An 18,823-nucleotide genomic window follows, 5' to 3' on the forward strand; every position below is an offset into this window, starting at 1 on the left:
GAAAAGGAGGCGTTTCATGTCGGACCAGACCATCGCAGCCCTGCGCGGGCATCCCATCGTGACCGGCTTCCATGACGAGCCGACCGGCAGCATCCAGTACGTCGTGGCCGATCCCGAGACGAAGCGCTGCGCCATCATCGACCCGGTGCTCGACTTCGACCCGAAGTCCGGCGCGACCGCGACCCGCTCCGCCGACGCCCTGCTCGCCCATGTCGAGCGCGAGGGCTGCGAACTGGAGTGGATCCTGGACACCCACCCGCACGCCGACCACTTCTCGGCGGCCGGTTACCTGCACGACAAGACCGGCGTCCCGACCGCCATCGGCGAGAAGGTCGTCGAGGTGCAGCGGCTCTGGAAGGGGCTCTACAACCTCCCTGACACGTTCCGGACGGACGGCTCGCAGTGGGACCGCCTGTTCGCCGACGGCGAGCGCTTCCGGATCGGCGACCTCGACGTCGAGGTGATGTTCACGCCGGGCCACACCCTGGCCTCCATCGCCTATCGGATCGGCGACGCCGCCTTCATCCACGACACGCTGTTCATGCCCGACAGCGGCTCGGCGCGGGCCGACTTCCCGGGCGGCAGCGCGCACGCGCTCTGGCGCAGCATCCAGCGCATCATGGCCCTGCCGGACGAGACGCGGCTGTTCACCGGGCACGACTACCGCCCGGACGGGCGCGAGGCGGCCTGGGAGAGCACGGTGGCTAGGCAGCGGGCCGAGAACCCGCACCTCGTCGAGACCCCGACCGAGGAGGCGTTCGTCCGCATGCGCGAGGCACGCGACCGCGAACTGCCGATGCCCAAGCTCATCCTGCATTCCCTGCAGGTGAACATCCGAGGCGGCCGCCTGCCCGAGCCCGAGGCGAACGGCAGGCGTTACCTGAAGATCCCGCTGGACGCCCTCGACGGCGCGGCCTGGGGCGAGTGACGGAGGAAGCCATGACCATGAAAAGCGCGAAGGACCTGGTGGCGCAAGCCAACCGCGAGGTGGAGACCTTGTCGGCCGAGGAGGCGCTCGCCCGCCTCGGCCAGCCCGACACGATGCTCGTCGACGTCCGGGAAGGCGAGGAACTGGCCAAGACCGGAAGGATCGCCGGCGCCGTCCATGTGCCCCGCGGGTTCCTGGAATTCCAGGCCGACCCGGAGAGCCCGACCCACAAGGCCGAGCTCGGCGGCGGCAGGCGCCTGGTTCTCTACTGCGCCTCCGGCAATCGCTCGGCCCTGGCCGCGAAGGCGCTCAACGACATGGGCCTCGGACCGGTCGCCCATGTCGCCGGCAGTTTCCCCGCCCTGGCCGAGGCGGGGGCATTGGTCGATCCCGCTTGAGGACCGTCCCAGCGATCGGGCTGGGGGTTCCGCGCCACACCGAATGCATCGTGCGGTCGTCGTACCTTGCTCCTGCCCGAAGAGGCTCTCGACCGTGACCGACACCTCGCATGCCGCCGATCCAACGGCGTTGCCCAGCGGCGATTGCCCCAAGGCGGGCATCGCCGCCCATCTTACGGGCCCCTTGCGGGATTACTTCTCGGTCGCCGAGCACGCGGCCATCCCGGAGAGGCTCTCGCTTCTCGTCGAACGGTTCGAGGCGTCGCTGGTCGCATCCGGCGAGCGTCTCGGAGTCACGTTCCGGGACAATCTCCTCCAGGCGCTGCCGATGCTGCGGACGTTCGCGATGTCCCTCTGCGCGAATGCGGCCCGCGCCGACGACCTCGTGCAGGAGACGATGGTCCGGGCGTGGGCCAACCGGGAGAAGTTCGTGCCCGGCACCAACTTCACGGCCTGGAGCTTCACCATCCTGCGCAACCAGTTCTACACCGAGATGCGCAAGGCCAAGCGCGAGGTCGAGGACGCCGAGGGCGCGCACGCCGCGACCCTTACGGCGGCACCGGACCAGGACCACGTCGTGGCGCTCGGGGCCGTGATGAACCTCATCGAGACGCTGCCGCTCCCGCAACGTCAGGCGCTGCTGCTCGTGGGGGCCGAGGGCTTCACCTACGAGGAGGCAGCCGCCCGGCTCGGATGCCGGGTCGGCACGGTGAAAAGTCGGGTAAGCCGGGCTCGGACCTTTCTCGTCGAGGTTCTTACGAAGAACGCCTCGTCGCTCAGTTTCAAAGGCCTTTGAAACACCGTTTCCATCCCTGACCGCGACCACCCACTCCTGTTCGCGGCGCTAAACACCTGACCGAGCTCAAGACGAGCAGCAATCCCCCTCGCGGTCGCCGGCTCCTGATGCTGAGCGCCCTACGCCGTATTCCGAGCAAAGCGCTCGGGCTACCGCACAGGGACCCGTGCGCAAAGAACCCGCTCGGAGCTGCCTGAGGGCCAATCAGATGCGAAGGTAGCTCCAACCGGCTTCCTGCAGCGCGACGAGGCGGACCGCGCCGGCACGAACCACGCCGACGCCCGGTAGGAGCTCCAGCTTACGTCCCTCTGCATGTTCCATCGCCGTGATGGTGTTGCCGCAGGCGGACATCACGACGCCCGGCACGCTCTCCAACACGGACTTGATCCGTGCCTTCGTCGGGGACGTGTCGGTCCGGACCATGTGCAGCCCCGGCCCGTAGGCGACGATCTCCACCTCCATGTCTTCCGCGGCCTCGCCGTACTCACGGGCAAGGTTCACGGCGTTGTTGAGGGCGAGATCAAACACACCGGCATCATTCGTGCTGACCTGCATCGCGGTCCGATGTGCCTTCGGGCCGGCCTCCGCGGCTCCTGCGATCCGTGAGGACACGATGCCAGTCATCAGCGCTGCAATGCCCCAAACGCCCCTGCGCGACAGCAACATGTTCGCTCCTCCGAACGCGGCCCTAGGCTCATGCTCGCCTGCTGGCCGATGCTTAAGCGGACCTTAAAGCAGCCCCTTGCAGTCGTCCGATCCCTAACAATTCACCCGGGCACGAAGCGGTAGGCATGATCGAATCGCTCGACGCGCCCGACGCCCGAGCCCGGGAGGTGAAATCCGACGAGCGTGATCTGCTCGTTGGCCAAGCGGTCGAGGAGAGCGAGGCGGGTGTGGATCGCCAGATCGCGGTCGAGGTCGCTTCCGAACGCCCAGTCGGGCCGGCGGAAGGAGATGAGCGCATGGCTCAAAGCGTCACCTCCGATCAGGATCTGCTCACGACCCGCATCGACGAGGACCGAGGCGTGCCCCGGCGTGTGTCCGGGCGTCGCCACATAGGTGAGGCCCGGTGCGACGGTCTCGCCGGGCTTGCGCCGCTCCATCTTGCCTTCCAGACGCTTGAGTGTGCGCCGGGAGCCGACCGCCAACCCTTTCAGCCAGTCCGGCACCATCGTCTCGACGTCGTCGCGGGTCCAGAAGTCCCATTCCGCGGTCGGCACGACATAGCGGGCATTGGGAAACCGCTCGCTGTCGTCGAAATCGTCGATGGCGCCCCAAAGGTGATCGGGATGAGCGTGCGTGAACACGACCTGGGTGACCGCCTCGCGCGCGACGCCGGCCGTTTCCAGCGTATCTGCGAGCTTGCCCGCCGTCGGTTGGAAGGAATTTCCGGAACCCGCATCGATCAGGATGACCCCTCCTCCGACGCGCACGACGGACACATTCGTCGGGATCGGGCTGGCTTCGACGGAAGCTCCTGCGGTTTTGGACAGCGCGTCGATCTCGGCGCGCGGCGCTTCGGGCAGCATGAAGCCGAGTGACGACGACAGCGTGCCATCGCTGACCGTCTCCACCGTGCCCTTACTTGTGTCCTGGCCTGCCTCGACGACCTCCACCGAAGCGGCGGCTGTCCGGCCGGCCGGCCAAGCAGTTGCCAGCAGCGCCGTTATGCCGGCGACGACCGCCCGCCTGTCGCAAGTCGGAGCAGCCGATCCGGGCCTCACCATGTTCTGAAAGTCGGGCATCGTCAGGCCTCCCGGAGTGCCGTAGCCTACTGGACCGGCGCCGATTGCTTGGCCGCCTCGGCTGCCTTCTCGGGAGTCACGTCGAGAACGCGCGCACGACTGGTGATGGTCGCCTCCTTCGGCAGGCAGTCCTTCATGCAGGGCTTGGCGTTCCAGAATTCCTTCTCCGCGGTCTCGCGGTCGTCCATGAAGAAGTTCATTTCGTTCGGCAGGCGGATGGTGGCGAGGTTCTTTTCGTTCACCTCGAAGTCCTGATCCTTCAGGATGTCGTTGAGATAGAGAAGGTAGGCGGTGACCGAATAGGTCTCGTCCGGCGTCAGCGTCTGCGCGGCGCCGAACGGCATCGCGCGATGGATGAAGTCGAACACGGTCGAGACATAGGGCCAGTACGAGCCGACCGTCTTGACCGGGCTGTCCGACTTGATCGTGCCGGCGCCTCCGGCGAGTTCGGGCCAGCGGCCGGCCCCCTCACCGAACTCGCCGTGGCAACTGGCGCAGCGCTCCTGGAAGATCGTCTCGCCGAGCGCTGCCGTGCCCTTGCCGACCGGCAGACCCTGGCCGTCGGGGCGCACGTCGATGTCCCAGCCCTTGATCTCCTCCGGCGTCGCGGCGCGCCCGATGTTCAGCCGCTCCGCCGAAGCCGGCGCGACCGCCAGGAAGAGGCCTGCGAAGGCGATCAGGATGCGGTTAGGCGACCTCGACATTCTCGATCTCCCCGTTGGGCAGCACGTGCCAGGTCTGGATGCCGTTGTTGTGGTAGATCGAGTTGAGACCGCGGTGCTGGCGCAACGCCGCCTTGGTGGGCTGGACGTAGCCGGTCTCGTCGACTGCGCGCGATTGCAGCAGCAGCGGATCGCCGTTCCAGTCGAACTCGTAGTAGAAGCGCGTCAGCGCCTTATCGAGCACGGGCCCGTCGAGGCGCGCGGCGCGCCAATTGCGCCCGCCGTCCAGCGAGACATCCACGCTCCGGATCGCGCCGCGGCCGGACCAGGCGAGGCCCGAGAGCACCGTGAAGCCCTTGCGGTGCAACGGCGCCTGCGGGCTCGGATCGGTGATGACGGACTTGGCGTCCATCGCCCAAGTGAAGCGCCGGGCCTGCCCGTCCGGCAGGAGGGCGGTGTATTTCGAGGTTTCTTCGCGGGTGTGCCAGGGCTCGTCGCCGACCTTGATCCGGCGCAACCACTTCACCCACATGTTGCCCTGCCAGCCGGGCAGGACGAGGCGCAAGGGATAGCCGTGCTCGGGATAGAGCGCCTCGCCGTTCATGGCGTAGGCGACGATGGCGTCGTCCAGCGCCTTCTCGATCGGCACGGAGCGGGTCATCGCCGAGGCGTCGGCGCCTTCCGGCAGCAGCCACTTGGCGTTGGTCTTAAGTCCCGCCTCTTCCAACAGGCGCTTGAGCGGCACACCGGTGTACATCACGCAGTGGATCATGCCGTGGGTGAACTGGCAGCCGTTGAGCTGCGCGCCCTTCCACTCCATGCCGGAATTGGCCGCGCATTCGAGGAAGGCGATGCGGTTGACGCGGGGGAAGCGCTTCACGTCCTCTAGGGTCAGCATCAGCGGCTTCTCGACGAGGCCGTGGATCATCAGCCGATGCTCGGCCGGGTCGATCTCGGCGATGCCGCCGTGATGACGTTCGAAGCCGAGGCCGTTCGGGGTGATGATGCCCTCCAGCCGGTGCAGCGGCGTGAAGCTGACCGAACTCTGGCGCGAGGCGGTCAACCACTCGACGTCGCGGCGAACCACGTCCGCCTCGAACTTCGAGGGGCGGCCGTAGGGCCGGCTGACGACGCCGTCGCCGAGGGATTGCGACCATTCGGGCACGTTCGGCGGCAGGTTCTTGGCATCCGGCGTCTCGGCGGCGGCCCGGCCGGCGAAGGCGCCGGCTCCGACCGCGCCGCCCAGTGCGAGCCCGCTGCGCAGAAAGGTCCTCCGGGAGGTCGGCCGCGACGCATCGGGGCGTTGCTTCGGTTCAGACATGGGTCTCTCCGAACTGTTTCATGTATTCTGATACGTGAATATCTAAGGTGTGATTAGGCGCCGCGGACGGTGACTTGCGCCGGCGTTGGGCTCACCGTTCCCTTCCGCTGGACATGCGCAGCCACGACGTCCCAAATCGGCGGCCCCTCGGTGCCCTCGTTGACGCTGGCCCAGCCGGCCACAGTGTAGGACGCCCCCGCCTCGATCTGCTTGCCGGTGCGCAGGAGCGTCAGGTCGGAGATTCGTTGGCCGGCCGGGCGGGCGATGTCGATAGCGTAGGAGACGCCGCCGACCCGCACCATGTCGCCGCCCTGCTGGTAATACGGGTCTTCGTTGAAGAGGTTGTCGGCTACGTCCTCCAGCACCTCCTTGAGCCGGGCGCCGGTCATGGTCATGCGGTAGGCCGCCGGGTAGGTGATGGCGGTGGCGTTATAGATGTCCTCGCGGGTGATCGGCTGGCCCGGAAGCAGGGTCGTGCCCCAGCGGAAGCCCGGCGAGAGCGCGATCTCGGCATCCCGCTCCGAGAGCAGCGCGTCGCAGATCATATCGTCGAGGGTGCCGTTGAAGTTGCCGCGCCGGTAGAGCAGGCTCTCGGTCTGGCCGAGCTCCTTCCCCAGCATGGCTTCGTGGGGCGCCCGAATCGCCTGGATCCTGGCCGCCATCGCCGCCTGCGGGGCAATCACGTCGGAGAAGATCGGGATCAGCTTCGACCGAAAACCTTTTACCGCGCCGTCCCGTACGTCGAGATCGACCCGGGTCAGAAACTTGCCGTGGCTGCCCGAGGCGATGAGCAGGGTCCGGCCGACCTTCACCGCCTGCGGCAGCGCATCGTGGGTGTGGCCGGTGAGGACCACGTCGATGCCTTTCACCCGCGAAGCGAGCTTGCGATCGACGTCGAAGCCGTTGTGCGAGAGCAGGACGATAAGGTCGGCGCCCTCCTTGCGAGCCTTGTCGACGCTGGCCTGCACGTCCTCCTCGCGGATGCCGAACGACCAGTTCGGAATCATCCAGCGCGGGTTGGCGATGGGCGTGTATGGGAAGGCCTGCCCGATCACTGCGACCTTCGCGCCGCCGCGCTCGAACATCTTCGTTGATTCGAAGGCCGGCTCGTTCCACTCGGCGTCGCGCACGTTCTGGCCGAGGAACGGGCAGCCAAGCCCGTCCACGATCTCCTTCACGCGGTCGGTGCCGAGGGTGAATTCCCAGTGGCCCGTCATGGCGTCGGGTTTGAGCAGCGCCATGCAATCGACCATGTCCTGGCCCTTGCTGAGCATTGACGTGTAGCTGTTCTGCCAAGTGTCGCCGCCGTCGAGGAACAGCACCTTGTCGCCTCGCTCGGCGCGGATCGCGTCGAGCATCGTGGCGATGCGGTCGAGGCCGCCCATGCGGCCGTAGCTGCGGGCGAGCGCGACATAATCCTCCGGCGTCAGGGCGTGGGCGAGCCGCGAGCCGCCGGGGATGCCGTAGAGGTCGAGCGTGGCACGCCCCGTGATGTGGGGTACCTGCCCCCGCGCCTCGCCGACGCCGAGATTGGTCGAGGGCTCGCGGAACAGCACCGGCCGGAGCTGCGCATGGATGTCGGTCAGATGGACCAGGGTGACGTTGCCCATCGGCTCGAAGGCCAGGAGGTCGTCCTGGGTGAGGCGCTGCTGGGCGAAGGCGCGGGTCCAGCCCGATGGCACGAGGGCGGCAGTGGCGGCGGCGATCTGCAGGAAGTCGCGGCGTGAAGTCATGGTTCGCGTCCCGGCGCTCAGTTGCGGACGGCTGGGGTCTCGACCGGAAGGCCAAGGCCGCGCCATGCGACGTAGGTTTCGAGGGCGATGAACTCGTCGGAGAGCGGCTTGAAGGGTGTGGCACGCACGTCCTGCATGCAGCCTTCCATGCGCTCGTGCAGCGGCACGAGGCGCTGATCCCGCAGGCGGTAGACGGGAAAGCCGTTGCTCTGGCCCTGGCTGAGGAAATCCGCGCGCAGATACTTGCCGTGGTTGGACTGGTGGCAACTCGCGCAAGCGAGGTCGAGTTGGCCGTTGCGCTGGTAATAGAGCGCCTTGCCGCGTTCGAACCAGGGCGTCATCGGCCCGTCGACTTTCACAGCGACCAGCATGCCGCGGGACTGGTTGCGGAGGTAGGTCGTCATGGCGGTGAGTTCGGGCGAGCCGAAGGCCCAGGGCTCGGCCTTCATCGCCCCCTTGCGGCAGAGGTCGATCCGCTGTTCGAGATTGACCGGCTTACCGAGCTTCTCGTTCCACTTCGGATAGGCGGCCGCGACGCCCTTCATGGAGGTCGCCGCCTCGTTGTGGCAGCTCGCGCAGGACTTGGCCGCCGCCCCGTCGATCTTCGACCAGAGTTCCTCGCCCTGCTCCACGGCGAGGAAGCCCGGATTGTTGAAGTCGTCGGCCTGCATGGCCTGTGTCTCCTTCGAGCGGAAATACAGGCCCGAGACGACCTGATCGAACGGAGAATTGGGGCTTTGCGGCTTGATGCCATGTCCCTGCCAAGCCGGCCGCTCCGCGCCGTCCTGCGCGTGCGGCGCGACGGCGGAAGCCAGGATCACGGCGGCAGTCAGGGCCGCGCGAAGGGGAACGGACGGCATGGAGGGCTCCGACTCGGGCGTTGGCGGGCGCTGCGGGGCGGAAGGCCCCGGGCAAGCGTCACGAGACCTTGATCTGCTCCGTGGCCTGGATTTTGGAGCCGTCGTCGTCGATCCAGGTGAAGGTCAATGTTCCCGACTCAGCGGGCTTGATCTTGAATTGGAAGTACGGGTTGGCCGATACAGCGCCTTCCATGTTGGCGCTAAAGATCGTCTTGCCGTTCAGGTCGCAGTTAAACGTGTTCAGGATCTTGCGCGGGATGGTCTTGCCATCCTTGTCCTTGCGCTGGCCCGATTCCATCGTGTGCGAGACGAGCGTCTTCACTTCGATGACGCCACCCTTGACGATCTCCTTCTTGTCCAGCTTGATCCGCGGTTTCACGTCGGCCATGTCGTCCTCCAGATCTTGCGTTGTCTTGGTTCGCCCAGACGTCAGCCGCCGCAGCCGCCAATGGTGACCTTCACTTGGCGGACGTCGCTGAAGACCGAGCCGTCGTTCATGCGGGCGATCGCGACGACGTTCTGGGTCTCGGCGAGGCGAATGCGCGTGTTGGCCTCGGCCACGCTCGACGGCGAGAAATGGAAGCTGATGACGCCGGGGTTCGGATTGCCTTCGGCGACGATCATCACCTCCTCGACGAAGCTGTTCTCCGTCATCGGTACATCGACGCTCACCGTCATCGGCACGGTGTTGCCATTCTCGGCGATCTCGGGAAGTTCGAGCTTGACCTTCCCTTTGACCGGCTCCCTGCCGCGGGTGAACGCCTTGATGGCCTCCTCGCTGTTGTTCTTGGCCGCACGCGCCGGTCCGGCGCGCAGGGACAGCGTCGCGGCCACGACGGCGCCAGTGCCCAGGGCCAGGGCTTGGCGGCGATTCATTGCGTTTCTCATCGGAAGCGGCTCCCGGATCACGTCAGGGTTGTATCACTTGAGGGTGGTGAGGTAGGCGACCACGTCCTCGACCTGCTGGGCGGTGAGGATCGGCTTGCCCTGGAACTCGGCGCGGACACGGCTCAAGCCGTCGATCCGGTAGAAGGCCGGCATCACCGTCGCCTCGCTGAAGACGTGCTTCGGGTTGACGACGATCATGCGCAGCTGCGCCGGGCTCCAGCGGCCGGCGACGCCGTCGAGGGAGGGGCCGACCTCGCCGTGGAACGACTCCGTCTTGAGCGACGAGACTTGATGGCAGCCGAGACAATTGCCCTGACGGCGGTTCACCACGACCATGGCGCCGGCGGCGGCATCGCCGGGCTTCTCGGTGAGGGGCTCGGGAATGGCGGCGGTCCCGTCGACGGAAACGATCCGGAACGGAGGAAGGCCGCCTGAACTCGTCTCCGCCCCGGCGGCCGTCGTCAGAGCGCAAGCTCCCGCGACCGCCAAGGCATGGATCTGCCTGCGCATCTGGCGTTTCCTCGTTGTGCCGTCTGGAGCGGCTTGCGCGGTCGGTCCCGACCGCTCGCTGCGTCGCCGGGCCTCAACCCATCGACATATGCGAATTATTGCAAGTTTGACCGAGGCTTCGTCCGAGTCAAGAAAAAAACTTCTACGCCGCGACCGACCGGCGATAAAATCATTCGCTACTTCCGGTCGCCGGACGAGCGAGGTAGGCCTCGAGATCGCTGCCTGCATAGGCGCGCTCGGCCACGAAGGCGAAGGTGCGCCGGAACTCCTCGGGCGGCACATAACCCTTCATGCGCAGCACCTCCCGCTCCGCCGGAGGCTTGCCGGCCAGGGTCTCGGCCGTCTCTCCGAAGAATTGCACCGTCGGGGTCGAGTAGACGCCGTACTTTGCGGCGAATCTCTTCTCGGTCAGACGTTCGCCGTCGAAATCCGTGACCTCGCGGGCTCCGATGATGTTGAGCTGGAGGATGTCGAAGTTTTTCCGGATGTATCGGCTGACGGCGGCGTCGGCGAAGTTCACTTGGTGCAGCCGCTTGCAGAACGGGCAGCCGCGCAGCTCCCACAGGATTGCGAGGCGCCGGCCGTGCGCGCCGGCAGCGCGCAGGTCGTCGGCGAGGTCGAGAAAGCTCTCGAGAAACCAGGGCTGATGATAGAGGCCGTCGTCACCGAGGACGGCCTGGGCTCGAGCCGGGCGGGCAAGGGAGCCCGACACCAGCCCCGCGACGCCGCCACTCAGCAACCGGCGTCGCGTCAGCATGATCGCCATCGTGGCAGCCCTCCCGGCCGATATTCGATTTTATGCATGTGTAGGCGAGGTCAGCGCCTCGGGCAACGGCGGCAGGAAAGCCCCTCGAAACACATTCGCCTTTTACTATATCATGAGCCACTGGCAGGGCTTGAGCGGGAACGCGTGATGCGGGCGACGCGCCGATCGGTGATGGCCTTGGCGGGCGGCCTCTCTCTCATCGCGTCGAACGCGGTGGCGGCCGAACTCGTGCTCTTCGAACTTGCGGGTTGCCCGTGGTGCACGATCTGGAACCGCACGATAGGGCCGATCTATCCGAAGTCGGAGGTGGGGCGGCGCGCGCCTCTGCGGCGCGTCGCGCTCGGCGACGGTGTCCCCACCGGACTCACGCTGACGGGCCCGATCCGCTACACACCGACCTTCGTGCTCGTCGAGGATGGGCGTGAAGTCGACCGCATTGAGGGCTATTCCGGAGAGGATTTCTTCTGGGCCCGGATCGAGGCTCTGGTCGGTCGGCTGCCGCCAGCGCCTTGACCGGGCATGAGAGTTGCTCGCGGACACTGTTTGAGAGGATGGGACGATGCCGCTTCAGGCGGAAACGGTGACGACCGGCCCGGAGCAGGGAGCGCTCGACCTCGATCTGCTGCTCGCCAACGCCCGCGACGCGAGCGAGCTCCTGAAGGCGCTCGCCCACGAGGCCCGGCTCGTGATCCTCTGCCTGTTGGTCGAGGGTGAGCGGTCCGTCTCGGAACTGGAGCAGTTGCTGAATCTACGCCAGCCGGCGGTGTCGCAACAGCTCGCCCGCCTGCGCGCCGACGATCTCGTGGAGGCGCGCCGGGACGGGAAGAACATCTACTACGCCCTCGCCCGTCCCGAGGTCCGTGAGATCATCGCGGCCCTGCACCGCGCTTTCTGCGACGCGCGGCATCGTTGAGCGACGCACCTTCTCAGGCGTGCCGATCGACGAGGTAGTAGAGGCCCGCGCGCGCACCGACGAGGATGGAGGCGATGGCCAGCATCGATCCGACCGACAGCGTCGAGAGCCCGCTCAGGCCCTGACCGATGGTGCAGCCCAGGGCTGTCACGCCCCCGGTCCCCATGAGGAACGCTCCGAGAACGTGGCGCTTCACCTCGCGCGCGTCGTCCGGCGCTTCCCAATGAAATTCGCCCGCCTGGCGCGCGGCGGCGTAGGATCCGAGAAGGACGCCGACGACGGAGGCCACGCCGAAGTCGATCCTGACTCCGCTGGCAAGCATGACGTAGAGCAGGGTGTCGCCGACCGGCCGCGCGAAGCTGAAGGAGCCGACCGTGCGCGTCTCGAACGCGTCGTAGCCGGCATATCCGTTGGTCCACCATCCGGCGACGATCAGGCCTCCGATGACGACGGCGCCGACGAGCAGGCGCCGGCTCTGCCGAAAGTCACGGGCCGCGAGTGCCGCGATGCACAGGGCAACCCCTAACGTGAGGCTCAAGGCGAGGTGGCCGGTCCGGTCGAGACCGAGGAGCACGCCGAGTCGTTGCGCGCCGAGATCGAGGCTCAACGGCTCGATGACCGACACGCGGACGACCCCGATCACACCGCTGATGGCCATGTAGGCCGACAGACCGATCACCAGCAGGACGAGAAAGGCACGTAGATCGCCGCCGCCGAGTCGCAGGAGCGCCCCGAAGCTGCAGGTGCCGACGAGGGCCATGCCGAGGCCGAAGATCGTCCCGCCGAGGATCAGGCCGCCCCATTCCAGAGTTGGCCCCGAGTAGAGCGACCGGCCGAGGTCGAGCCCGACGAGGCTTTCCAGAAGCTGCGTCCCCAGGATCGCGAGGCCGGCGGCCAGTAGCCAAGCACGGGCGCGGCGCGTGTCTCGCGCGTAGACGGCATCTTCGATGGCACCCAGGGTGCAGAACCGGCTCCTGCGCGCGACAAAACCCAGCAGTGCTCCCAGGATCAGGCCGAGCGCCGCCCGGATGAGGTGTGCCGACAGGGTCTCCAACATCGGCGCAGGTTCGCTCATTCCCGCAGGGTGTTGTCAAATGGCCGCGTCCGTTTCGCCGCTCGGCGCACTCGGATAGTCAGAAGATCGGCGCCAGTTCCCGGGCGGTCTAACCCGCACAGCGATGGACCATCGGTTAAGTTGGCGCCGCAGGGCGTCCTGGCGTGGCCTGACCCGCACTCTAATCGACCGATCGTGTCTTTCCCCGGACCTGTCGGCTGCCCGGGAACGCCCTGCGGTGAGGTTTTGCCTCGCCGATGCCTGTGACCCGAGAAGGGCCTGACCGTCTGGTCTCGTGACTGTCCTGTCCGCGCATCCGGTCGTGGTGAAGCCCTCAGGCTCGATCGCCAGGAGGATGGGATGGGTGCGCAGCAAGCTCATGAGCGACACGTCGTCGGTGGTGTCGACACTCATAAGGATCTGCACGTTGCTGCGGTCGTCGACGACCGGGATCGGGTTCTGGCGACCACCAGCTTTGCAGCGACCCGCCAGGGCTATCGGCAGATGCTGGCCTGGATGCGCTCGTTCGGCCTGCTGCAACGCGTCGGGGTCGAATCGACCGGCAGCTACGGCGCTGGTCTTCTGCGCTTCTTGCAACAGGCTGGGATCGAGGTGCTGGAGGTGACAGCCCCCGACGCCCAGGATCGCCGTCGGCGCGGCAAGAATGACGACTTCGATGCTCAGAGCGCGGCGCACGCGGCTTTTGCTGGCACCCGTACCGTCACACCACGCACCCGAGACGGCATGGTCGAGCCGTTGCGCGTCCTGAGCGCGTGCCGGAAGACCGCGGTTGCGGCTCGGCGCATCGCCCTGCAGATGATTCACAACACCATCGTGTGCGCGCCCGACGGACTGCGCGAGACGCTGCGCCGGATGACCCGGATGCAGCTCGTGCGGACCCTGGCGGCGTGGCGGCCTGATTTAAGCGCCTATCGCGACGTCGAGGCCGCCTACCGGATCGGCCTGAAGTCCCTAGCGCGGCGCTACCTGTAACTGCACGATGAGATCGCCGATCTTGATGCCATGATCGGCGCCATCGTCGACGAACTCGCGCCGGAACTCGTGGCCCGCAACTCCATCGGCCGCAATGGCGCCGCGCAGCTTCTCCTGACGGCCGGCGACAATCCCAGACGCCTACGCTCGGAGGTAGGCTTCGCGGCGTTGTGTGGCGTGAGCCCCGTGCCGGCCTCGTCGGGCAAGACAGTGCGCCATCGCCTCAACCGGGGCGGTGATCGCACGGCCAACAGCGCGCTGCACATCATCGCCATCGGGCGACTGCGAACCGATGAGCGGACCAAGGCATACGTGGCCCGCCGCATCGCAGAAGGCCACTCCAAGCTGGAAGCGATCCGCTGCCTGAAGCGCTACATCGCCCGCGAGGTGTTCACGCTCATCACCCACCGGCAGCGGACGATCAATCAGACCCGTGTCGCCCCTTGACACATAGAAGGGCGTCAGGGGTTCGCAGTACCTTGCCCTGCGCTACACGGAGCGATTGGCGGAGGCGGGCGTCGAGCCCTCGGTCGGCAGCGTCGGCGACTCTTACGACAACGCCCTGGCCGAGACGATCAACGGTCTGTTCAAGACCGAGGTGATCCATCGCCGTGGACCGTGGCGGTCCTTCGAGGCGGTCGAGTTCGCCACCCTCGAATGGGTCGATTGGTTCAACACCCGCCGGCTTCTCGAACCGATCGGCAACGTGCCTCCCGCTGAGGTCGAAGCGTGCTACTTCACTCAGGCTGCGGGGCAAGCCTTGGCCGCCGCCTGACACAAACCAAATGGCCTCCGGGAAACCCGGCGCGGTTCACACGCGGGGCTGTTGCGACGTTTCATGACCGGCGAGGCATCCGGCGGCATCGTGCTCATCCTCAGCGCCGCACTGGCGCTGATCGTCGCCAACTCCCCGGCTGCTCCGTCCTACTTTGCTGCGCTCAGTCACAGCCGCCACGACGCGCTCGCGCAGCTCGACAGACAACGGTGAAGCATCGCTGGCTCCTTCACCGGTCAACGCTCCAGCTACCCTCCTGTCGCAACACCACCGGGCACGACTCTAATCCGTTTGGAGCGATGCGCGAGCGGCAATGCATTCCCAAGTTTCGTGCAACGAATGGGCTTCCGAAGCGCCCCTATTTGGCGGCATGTACGCCGCATGAGAAAGCTCGGCCACTCCGGCGACCTCTTCGTTGTGATCTGTGTTGGTGTCGCATTATGAGGTATAATGCTGCGTATTTTGTATACATATTTTAGCAATGCTTTTGAAAAGCAAGTTACTGCATTGACGATCCAGACAAAGGAAAGTCATATTTTAGATCATGTTTTATTTAAATCTGGCGCATATCTGATAGATCAAAACGCCTTGAACGCTTGATTTGCGGGCTAATTGAAGTCTGAACCATCGCTCGGAGTAGAGATGGCCTTCACAGTTCAGTGGACGACGTCCAAAGGGTGCGTGTCGGTGGTGCGCCTGACCGCCCTCAGCGCTTATCAAGAGGCTGAGCGAGTTACGAAGCTAGGTATGCGGAACGTCGGCATCCGCCTCTCCAATGGCGAATTGATCGATTGGAGAACTTTCAGTAACCGCGCAAGCAACACAAATCTGGAAGAGGGCGGGATGAAAGACCCTGTCTGATCTGTTACTAAATCATCGTCAAGATTGTGGGACTTCTGACACAAAAAGCAGACGTCATGCGGGCCAGCCAAACTCTTCTCGGGGGCGGCTGGCTCGCCACCTTTAGAGATTATGCGTCCTTGCTTGTGAAGGGCTGGCAATTGTGATGTGCGAGGAAGGTCTTGGGAGATTTGTCCCGCTACATCCGAACGCTGTCAGCAACGCCATGCAAGGATTGATGGCGGTCCATGGACTGAGGGCCACGATCCGCTGCCATGCAGCATCCGGAAAAGACGAACGACAATGGTTGTCGCCCGCTTCGGGAAAGCGAGAGTCTTCGGTCGAGAACTACAGTGACGTAGCAACCATGCGCCCGGACGAAAACCGTAATGGAAGACCGTAGGCGGGTACCTACTCGATAAGATCCCGCACGTACAGGCCAAAAAATAAAATAAATCAGCGCCGCAAGGGATCAAAATCGTACGCGCCGGTGACTGCTCACCCTTTGAATTTTGCGCGCATGTATTGTCGGCAAAGCTGTTTCAGTTGTCGGGCGTTCTGACGGCAGGCGGCGACAGAATCTGCGTCGCGAGCAATTCCGGGTGGCCCACGTATTTGGCGACCGACAGGCAAGCCGGGCGCATAAGTGCGGAGAGCGATGCGGGCACACTGCCTGATCTGCATCCCTGCGGAGCTGGCTGGCCGCTGCCCTGACGGCCAGCGCGTTTTCCGTCCTGCGCAAGCCAGGCGAGACGGAAGCCTCAGGGCTGGGAACGAAGCGGCCCAGCTATTGGGTGTCCGCAACAGGTGCGCTTGGGGAGGATATGGCACCGGTTACCGGCGCGTCAGCCGAGGCTGTCTTGTGTGTAGGTTTGGCAGTCTGCTGCTTGCGCCATTCCCACGGCATCTCGAACACGCCGGCCCATAGCCCTGTCTTGGCGCCCCAGGCGCGCTCTTCCTGCGGCAGATAACGCCGGCTGACATGCCGGTTGGCCAGAGCCAGGCCCGACCTGACCATCCAGGCTCCCAGATCGGTTTCACCAACCCGGCATATGGCATAAACACGCTTGTTCGCTGTCGTACTCTTCGGCTCACAGGTGACCGCGGCGCCAGCGACCTTCTGGATCAACGCCTGGGCAGCACGCCGGCCGCACGGATAGTCCCGCTCGCGTGCATCCCCACACAGCTGGCCACGCTCCGGTGCGTCGATGCCGTAGAGCCTGATTTGAGCGCCGTGGATTTCAAGGGTGTCACCATCGATGACTGTGGCAGTCCCACGAAGGGGCTCGGCTATGCCCGGTGTGTTGAACAGCAACAGGGCTGCAAGAGCAGGATACAGGTTGCGCATTGATCCCACCAAACGACATGCCCTGTGTCGATCACAGGCGACAGCCGAGCTACTGGAACACTGCGGCTAAGCTGTGGCATTGTAAAGCCGGACCATACCGAAAGGTTTTCTAACAAAAATACTGATGTGATGCAAATAATGCATTGAAAATCTGTGTGTCGCTGTCAGATTTATAAGTTTCACCGCGTTCGTGGCATACATGCTATCCCAGCAATTGTATCAACTTGCACTTGTTCGTCGTCGCACCTATCTGGAGGTGATAGCACATCCATCAAAAGCATGAATATGCCAGCCGCGATCGCGATCATGATCAGCTTTGCTCCCAGACCCACTTCATTTCCTATTTTATCTGCACAGAAATTATTTGAGTATCAGCAGTAAACTCGCGGGGCAGGTCAATGACCTTATCTGCACGGTCGCAGTTTTGCGCGACAAGTATTACATAAAATCAGGGACGCTTCTGCTGACAATTTGACGCCCCACATAAGCACCGTGACGAGTTCGAAGAAGCGGGCGACCTGCCGGACCTTCGTATGCAATGAGGGTATTGGCGCCGTGGTGCCTCCTCATCAAATCGACATGCTGCCAGCAGCCCTAAAGCAGGGGTTGCCGAGCAGCGGCATCTTCGCTGGCACACACTGCTGGATCTGGTTTTGTACCCTCGCGGCTCAAAGCCTGCTTCAGGTCAGCCCGGGCGCGCTCTAGATCTGCGCGGAAGACAGGCTCAGCCAAGAGCACCGCTATAAGGGCCGAGGCACCAGTGCGGGCCGCTTCAACGTCGCTGAGCCAATGAACGCCGCAGACCACGCGGCTTTCGCCGTAGACCCGGCTGCGCACGAGGAACTGCGTGGCCTTTTCGGGCATCAGGGTTGCCATGATGAGTCCGAAGGTCCATCCCTGACTGGCATTTCTGGACGGGTAGCTGAAGCTGTCGGCGAGTTCGGGTTTTCGGGCGACGCAGATCGGCGCACTGTTGCTAACGAAGGGACGCAGGCGGCGATAGCGTCGCTTCGCGTGTCGCGTCGCCTGAGCAACGTCGATACGCGTGCGATCGAAAAGTCTCATCAGGCTAGGTACGTGCATCTGTTCGACGCGCTGTCCCAGCACACAGGTATAATCCTCGAGAAGCGCAGCACCGCCTTCAGCCACGTCGTTCGTGGCCAGCGCCCAACGTGAGTTGCCTTCGTAACTCCGCGTGGCGTTGTAGACTGCCTTGTCAGCGGCTTCCGCCGCAGATTGTCCGGCCGGAGGCGGCGGCAGAATTGCTACGAGGTTCGGTGTGGTCTCGTCACTCAGATAGCCTCTCAGGCCCGCGTCACCGCGCTTGTTCCGTTCCGCCATAACGGCGGATTTGCCTGGATCTGCCGGCTGGACAGATTGAGCGAGCAGGGGCGAGACAACGAGAAAGAAGGCTACGAAGGCTGTACAACGAACTGACGCGCATCTCATGCGAAACATCGCGAGCTTGCCTCTAGGCTTTGCCGAGAAGTCCTGGATCTAAGGGGCAAAGCATCAGCCCGCCCTGACTGTTGATCGCCGGCTTAGACGAGAGTTATGACACACGCGTCACACTCATCGAGCGTCCCTCATCCTGCAGAATTGCGCACCATGCCTGTCATCGACGCACGATAATTCGGAATCTCCGGCATACCTGCTGCTAGCCATCAGCGGCCCTATGTCTATTGCATTAGGCTTTGCAACGTTGACCTAACCGGCTGGCTTTGGACCGGGCTGATTGAGAGGATCAGCCAGGACTGAAGGAGCCGGACATGCGGCGAGGTCTGGAGCTCGATACGCTCGGGGGCGCGCCTGTCGCGCCAAATCTGCGCCCGGCGCCGCGCGCCTGCCTTCCGGCGGGCCTTGCGCGTGACGGGGTTCGTCTCGGTGGTCGGGGTCTCGGCGGGATGGGGCACGTGCGGGGCTCCGAGGCGTGTCGTACGCGGGGATGGTCGCCCTCGGCCCAGCAAGGATCAACGCCGGGGCACGTGCGGATCCTGGGGACCCTGCCGTTGATTCAGTCATGAGCACGGGAGGGATCCGCCCGGCCGCCCCTACCTCTTCCTTCCCGCCCCTCTCCGGGTCCCCGGCCTGCGCAGCAGGCCGCTGGCTCGACGGGGCCGCACATGAGAAATCTCAGGGCCGAAGCCCAAAGAACCCCTATTCTTTTTAAGCGCTAATTTTCGCGGCGAAGCCAATCCGGCTAACCAACTGTAGAAAGACGGCAACCGAGTGCCTAACTCTCGGATCGTGCAGTAGGTGTGTTGCGCACTGCCCATGAACTTGGCGCGCGGGC

19 protein-coding genes and 3 pseudogenes are annotated in these 18,823 nt (G+C 64.9%); 9 read left to right on the top strand and 13 right to left on the bottom strand.

Features of this window, described 5'->3' with window-relative positions; genetic code table 11:
• Nucleotides 1-16 precede the first annotated feature (16 nt).
• The 3 genes from LPC10_RS00485 (at nucleotide 17) to LPC10_RS00495 (ending at nucleotide 2,122) form a co-directional block, all read left to right on the top strand.
• On the top strand, nucleotides 17-928 hold the full coding sequence (locus tag LPC10_RS00485) for an MBL fold metallo-hydrolase (protein ID WP_063987246.1): 912 nt from the start codon (nucleotides 17-19) through the stop codon (nucleotides 926-928).
• 11 nt (nucleotides 929-939) lie between these two features.
• Nucleotides 940-1,326 (top strand): rhodanese-like domain-containing protein, encoded by a 387-nt coding sequence (locus LPC10_RS00490; protein ID WP_063987247.1) that lies wholly within the window; start codon nucleotides 940-942, stop codon nucleotides 1,324-1,326.
• 94 nt (nucleotides 1,327-1,420) lie between these two features.
• Entirely contained in the window at nucleotides 1,421-2,122 is a 702-nt protein-coding gene (locus LPC10_RS00495; protein ID WP_231345034.1) for a sigma-70 family RNA polymerase sigma factor, read from the top strand.
• A gap of 204 nt (nucleotides 2,123-2,326) precedes the next feature.
• Here the strand turns inward: LPC10_RS00495 and LPC10_RS00500 are convergent, their stop codons facing one another.
• The 10 genes from LPC10_RS00500 to LPC10_RS00545 form a co-directional block, all read right to left on the bottom strand.
• On the bottom strand, nucleotides 2,327-2,650 hold the full coding sequence (locus LPC10_RS00500; protein WP_231345035.1) for a DsrE family protein: 324 nt from the start codon (nucleotides 2,648-2,650) through the stop codon (nucleotides 2,327-2,329).
• 239 nt (nucleotides 2,651-2,889) lie between these two features.
• Nucleotides 2,890-3,867: an MBL fold metallo-hydrolase gene (locus LPC10_RS00505; RefSeq protein ID WP_082912022.1), complete on the bottom strand. Its 978-nt coding sequence runs from the start codon at nucleotides 3,865-3,867 to the stop codon at nucleotides 2,890-2,892.
• A 26-nt stretch (nucleotides 3,868-3,893) separates the two neighbouring features.
• Entirely contained in the window at nucleotides 3,894-4,571 is a 678-nt protein-coding gene (locus LPC10_RS00510; RefSeq protein ID WP_231345036.1) for a c-type cytochrome, read from the bottom strand.
• Complete coding sequence (soxC, locus tag LPC10_RS00515) at nucleotides 4,555-5,850, bottom strand: sulfite dehydrogenase (RefSeq protein WP_063987251.1); 1,296 nt, start codon at nucleotides 5,848-5,850, stop codon at nucleotides 4,555-4,557. Before soxC ends, LPC10_RS00510 begins: the two co-directional genes overlap by 17 nt.
• Nucleotides 5,851-5,903: 53 nt before the next feature.
• Complete coding sequence (soxB, locus tag LPC10_RS00520) at nucleotides 5,904-7,583, bottom strand: thiosulfohydrolase SoxB (protein ID WP_063987252.1); 1,680 nt, start codon at nucleotides 7,581-7,583, stop codon at nucleotides 5,904-5,906.
• 17 nt (nucleotides 7,584-7,600) lie between these two features.
• Nucleotides 7,601-8,443: a sulfur oxidation c-type cytochrome SoxA gene (soxA, locus tag LPC10_RS00525; RefSeq protein WP_063987253.1), complete on the bottom strand. Its 843-nt coding sequence runs from the start codon at nucleotides 8,441-8,443 to the stop codon at nucleotides 7,601-7,603.
• Nucleotides 8,444-8,501: 58 nt separating this feature from the next.
• A complete protein-coding gene (gene soxZ / locus LPC10_RS00530) occupies nucleotides 8,502-8,831 on the bottom strand; it encodes a thiosulfate oxidation carrier complex protein SoxZ (RefSeq protein WP_063987254.1) in 330 nt (109 codons plus the stop codon).
• 41 nt (nucleotides 8,832-8,872) lie between these two features.
• Nucleotides 8,873-9,331, bottom strand: coding sequence for a thiosulfate oxidation carrier protein SoxY (soxY, locus tag LPC10_RS00535; RefSeq protein WP_063987274.1), 459 nt, complete (start codon nucleotides 9,329-9,331; stop codon nucleotides 8,873-8,875).
• A 33-nt stretch (nucleotides 9,332-9,364) separates the two neighbouring features.
• The gene (soxX, locus tag LPC10_RS00540) at nucleotides 9,365-9,841 is read right to left on the bottom strand and encodes a sulfur oxidation c-type cytochrome SoxX (RefSeq protein WP_231345037.1); all 477 of its coding nucleotides are present in this window, start codon (nucleotides 9,839-9,841) and stop codon (nucleotides 9,365-9,367) included.
• 169 nt (nucleotides 9,842-10,010) lie between these two features.
• On the bottom strand, nucleotides 10,011-10,598 hold the full coding sequence (locus tag LPC10_RS00545; RefSeq protein WP_063987275.1) for a thioredoxin family protein: 588 nt from the start codon (nucleotides 10,596-10,598) through the stop codon (nucleotides 10,011-10,013).
• Nucleotides 10,599-10,754: 156 nt separating this feature from the next.
• On the opposite strand from LPC10_RS00545, the gene LPC10_RS00550 reads away from it, so the two are divergent.
• Together LPC10_RS00550 and LPC10_RS00555 are read left to right on the top strand one after the other, a co-directional pair.
• Entirely contained in the window at nucleotides 10,755-11,120 is a 366-nt protein-coding gene (locus tag LPC10_RS00550) for a thioredoxin family protein (protein WP_231345038.1), read from the top strand.
• 46 nt (nucleotides 11,121-11,166) lie between these two features.
• Nucleotides 11,167-11,520 (top strand): helix-turn-helix transcriptional regulator, encoded by a 354-nt coding sequence (locus LPC10_RS00555; protein WP_063987258.1) that lies wholly within the window; start codon nucleotides 11,167-11,169, stop codon nucleotides 11,518-11,520.
• A gap of 13 nt (nucleotides 11,521-11,533) precedes the next feature.
• Here the strand turns inward: LPC10_RS00555 and LPC10_RS00560 are convergent, their stop codons facing one another.
• Nucleotides 11,534-12,577 (bottom strand): YeeE/YedE family protein, encoded by a 1,044-nt coding sequence (locus LPC10_RS00560; RefSeq protein WP_063987259.1) that lies wholly within the window; start codon nucleotides 12,575-12,577, stop codon nucleotides 11,534-11,536.
• 357 nt (nucleotides 12,578-12,934) lie between these two features.
• On the opposite strand from LPC10_RS00560, the pseudogene LPC10_RS00565 reads away from it, so the two are divergent.
• From LPC10_RS00565 to LPC10_RS00580, 4 genes and pseudogenes are all read left to right on the top strand, one after another.
• A pseudogene (locus tag LPC10_RS00565) lies at nucleotides 12,935-14,014 on the top strand (IS110 family transposase).
• A 16-nt stretch (nucleotides 14,015-14,030) separates the two neighbouring features.
• Nucleotides 14,031-14,342: pseudogene (locus LPC10_RS00570) on the top strand (integrase core domain-containing protein); the annotation flags it as partial.
• Between the two features lie 63 nt (nucleotides 14,343-14,405).
• Nucleotides 14,406-14,507: pseudogene (locus LPC10_RS00575) on the top strand (Na+/H+ antiporter NhaA); the annotation flags it as partial.
• A gap of 477 nt (nucleotides 14,508-14,984) precedes the next feature.
• Nucleotides 14,985-15,203, top strand: coding sequence for a hypothetical protein (locus LPC10_RS00580; RefSeq protein WP_131801310.1), 219 nt, complete (start codon nucleotides 14,985-14,987; stop codon nucleotides 15,201-15,203).
• Between the two features lie 766 nt (nucleotides 15,204-15,969).
• Here the strand turns inward: LPC10_RS00580 and LPC10_RS00585 are convergent.
• Both LPC10_RS00585 and LPC10_RS00590 read right to left on the bottom strand, forming a co-directional pair.
• The gene (locus tag LPC10_RS00585) at nucleotides 15,970-16,530 is read right to left on the bottom strand and encodes a thermonuclease family protein (protein WP_231345039.1); all 561 of its coding nucleotides are present in this window, start codon (nucleotides 16,528-16,530) and stop codon (nucleotides 15,970-15,972) included.
• Between the two features lie 594 nt (nucleotides 16,531-17,124).
• On the bottom strand, nucleotides 17,125-17,988 hold the full coding sequence (locus LPC10_RS00590; protein WP_082912026.1) for a phosphatase PAP2 family protein: 864 nt from the start codon (nucleotides 17,986-17,988) through the stop codon (nucleotides 17,125-17,127).
• Nucleotides 17,989-18,823: the final 835 nt, after the last annotated feature.

It is taken from the genome of Methylorubrum sp. B1-46 (assembly GCF_021117295.1).
In the GTDB taxonomy this organism is placed as follows: Bacteria; Pseudomonadota; Alphaproteobacteria; order Rhizobiales; family Beijerinckiaceae; genus Methylobacterium.

Excerpts from the sequence above, each read along its gene's own strand:
- LPC10_RS00485 (WP_063987246.1), top strand. The coding sequence starts at position 17 with ATGTCGGACCAGACCATCGCAGCCCTGCGCGGGCATCCCATCGTGACC.
- LPC10_RS00490 (WP_063987247.1), top strand. The coding sequence starts at position 940 with ATGACCATGAAAAGCGCGAAGGACCTGGTGGCGCAAGCCAACCGCGAG.
- LPC10_RS00505 (WP_082912022.1), bottom strand. The coding sequence starts at position 3,867 with ATGCCCGACTTTCAGAACATGGTGAGGCCCGGATCGGCTGCTCCGACT.
- LPC10_RS00510 (WP_231345036.1), bottom strand. The coding sequence starts at position 4,571 with ATGTCGAGGTCGCCTAACCGCATCCTGATCGCCTTCGCAGGCCTCTTC.
- soxC (WP_063987251.1), bottom strand. The coding sequence starts at position 5,850 with ATGTCTGAACCGAAGCAACGCCCCGATGCGTCGCGGCCGACCTCCCGG.
- soxB (WP_063987252.1), bottom strand. The coding sequence starts at position 7,583 with ATGACTTCACGCCGCGACTTCCTGCAGATCGCCGCCGCCACTGCCGCC.
- soxA (WP_063987253.1), bottom strand. The coding sequence starts at position 8,443 with ATGCCGTCCGTTCCCCTTCGCGCGGCCCTGACTGCCGCCGTGATCCTG.
- soxZ (WP_063987254.1), bottom strand. The coding sequence starts at position 8,831 with ATGGCCGACGTGAAACCGCGGATCAAGCTGGACAAGAAGGAGATCGTC.
- soxY (WP_063987274.1), bottom strand. The coding sequence starts at position 9,331 with ATGAGAAACGCAATGAATCGCCGCCAAGCCCTGGCCCTGGGCACTGGC.
- soxX (WP_231345037.1), bottom strand. The coding sequence starts at position 9,841 with ATGCGCAGGCAGATCCATGCCTTGGCGGTCGCGGGAGCTTGCGCTCTG.
- LPC10_RS00545 (WP_063987275.1), bottom strand. The coding sequence starts at position 10,598 with ATGCTGACGCGACGCCGGTTGCTGAGTGGCGGCGTCGCGGGGCTGGTG.
- LPC10_RS00550 (WP_231345038.1), top strand. The coding sequence starts at position 10,755 with ATGCGGGCGACGCGCCGATCGGTGATGGCCTTGGCGGGCGGCCTCTCT.
- LPC10_RS00555 (WP_063987258.1), top strand. The coding sequence starts at position 11,167 with ATGCCGCTTCAGGCGGAAACGGTGACGACCGGCCCGGAGCAGGGAGCG.
- LPC10_RS00560 (WP_063987259.1), bottom strand. The coding sequence starts at position 12,577 with ATGTTGGAGACCCTGTCGGCACACCTCATCCGGGCGGCGCTCGGCCTG.
- LPC10_RS00580 (WP_131801310.1), top strand. The coding sequence starts at position 14,985 with ATGGCCTTCACAGTTCAGTGGACGACGTCCAAAGGGTGCGTGTCGGTG.
- LPC10_RS00585 (WP_231345039.1), bottom strand. The coding sequence starts at position 16,530 with ATGCGCAACCTGTATCCTGCTCTTGCAGCCCTGTTGCTGTTCAACACA.
- LPC10_RS00590 (WP_082912026.1), bottom strand. The coding sequence starts at position 17,988 with ATGTTTCGCATGAGATGCGCGTCAGTTCGTTGTACAGCCTTCGTAGCC.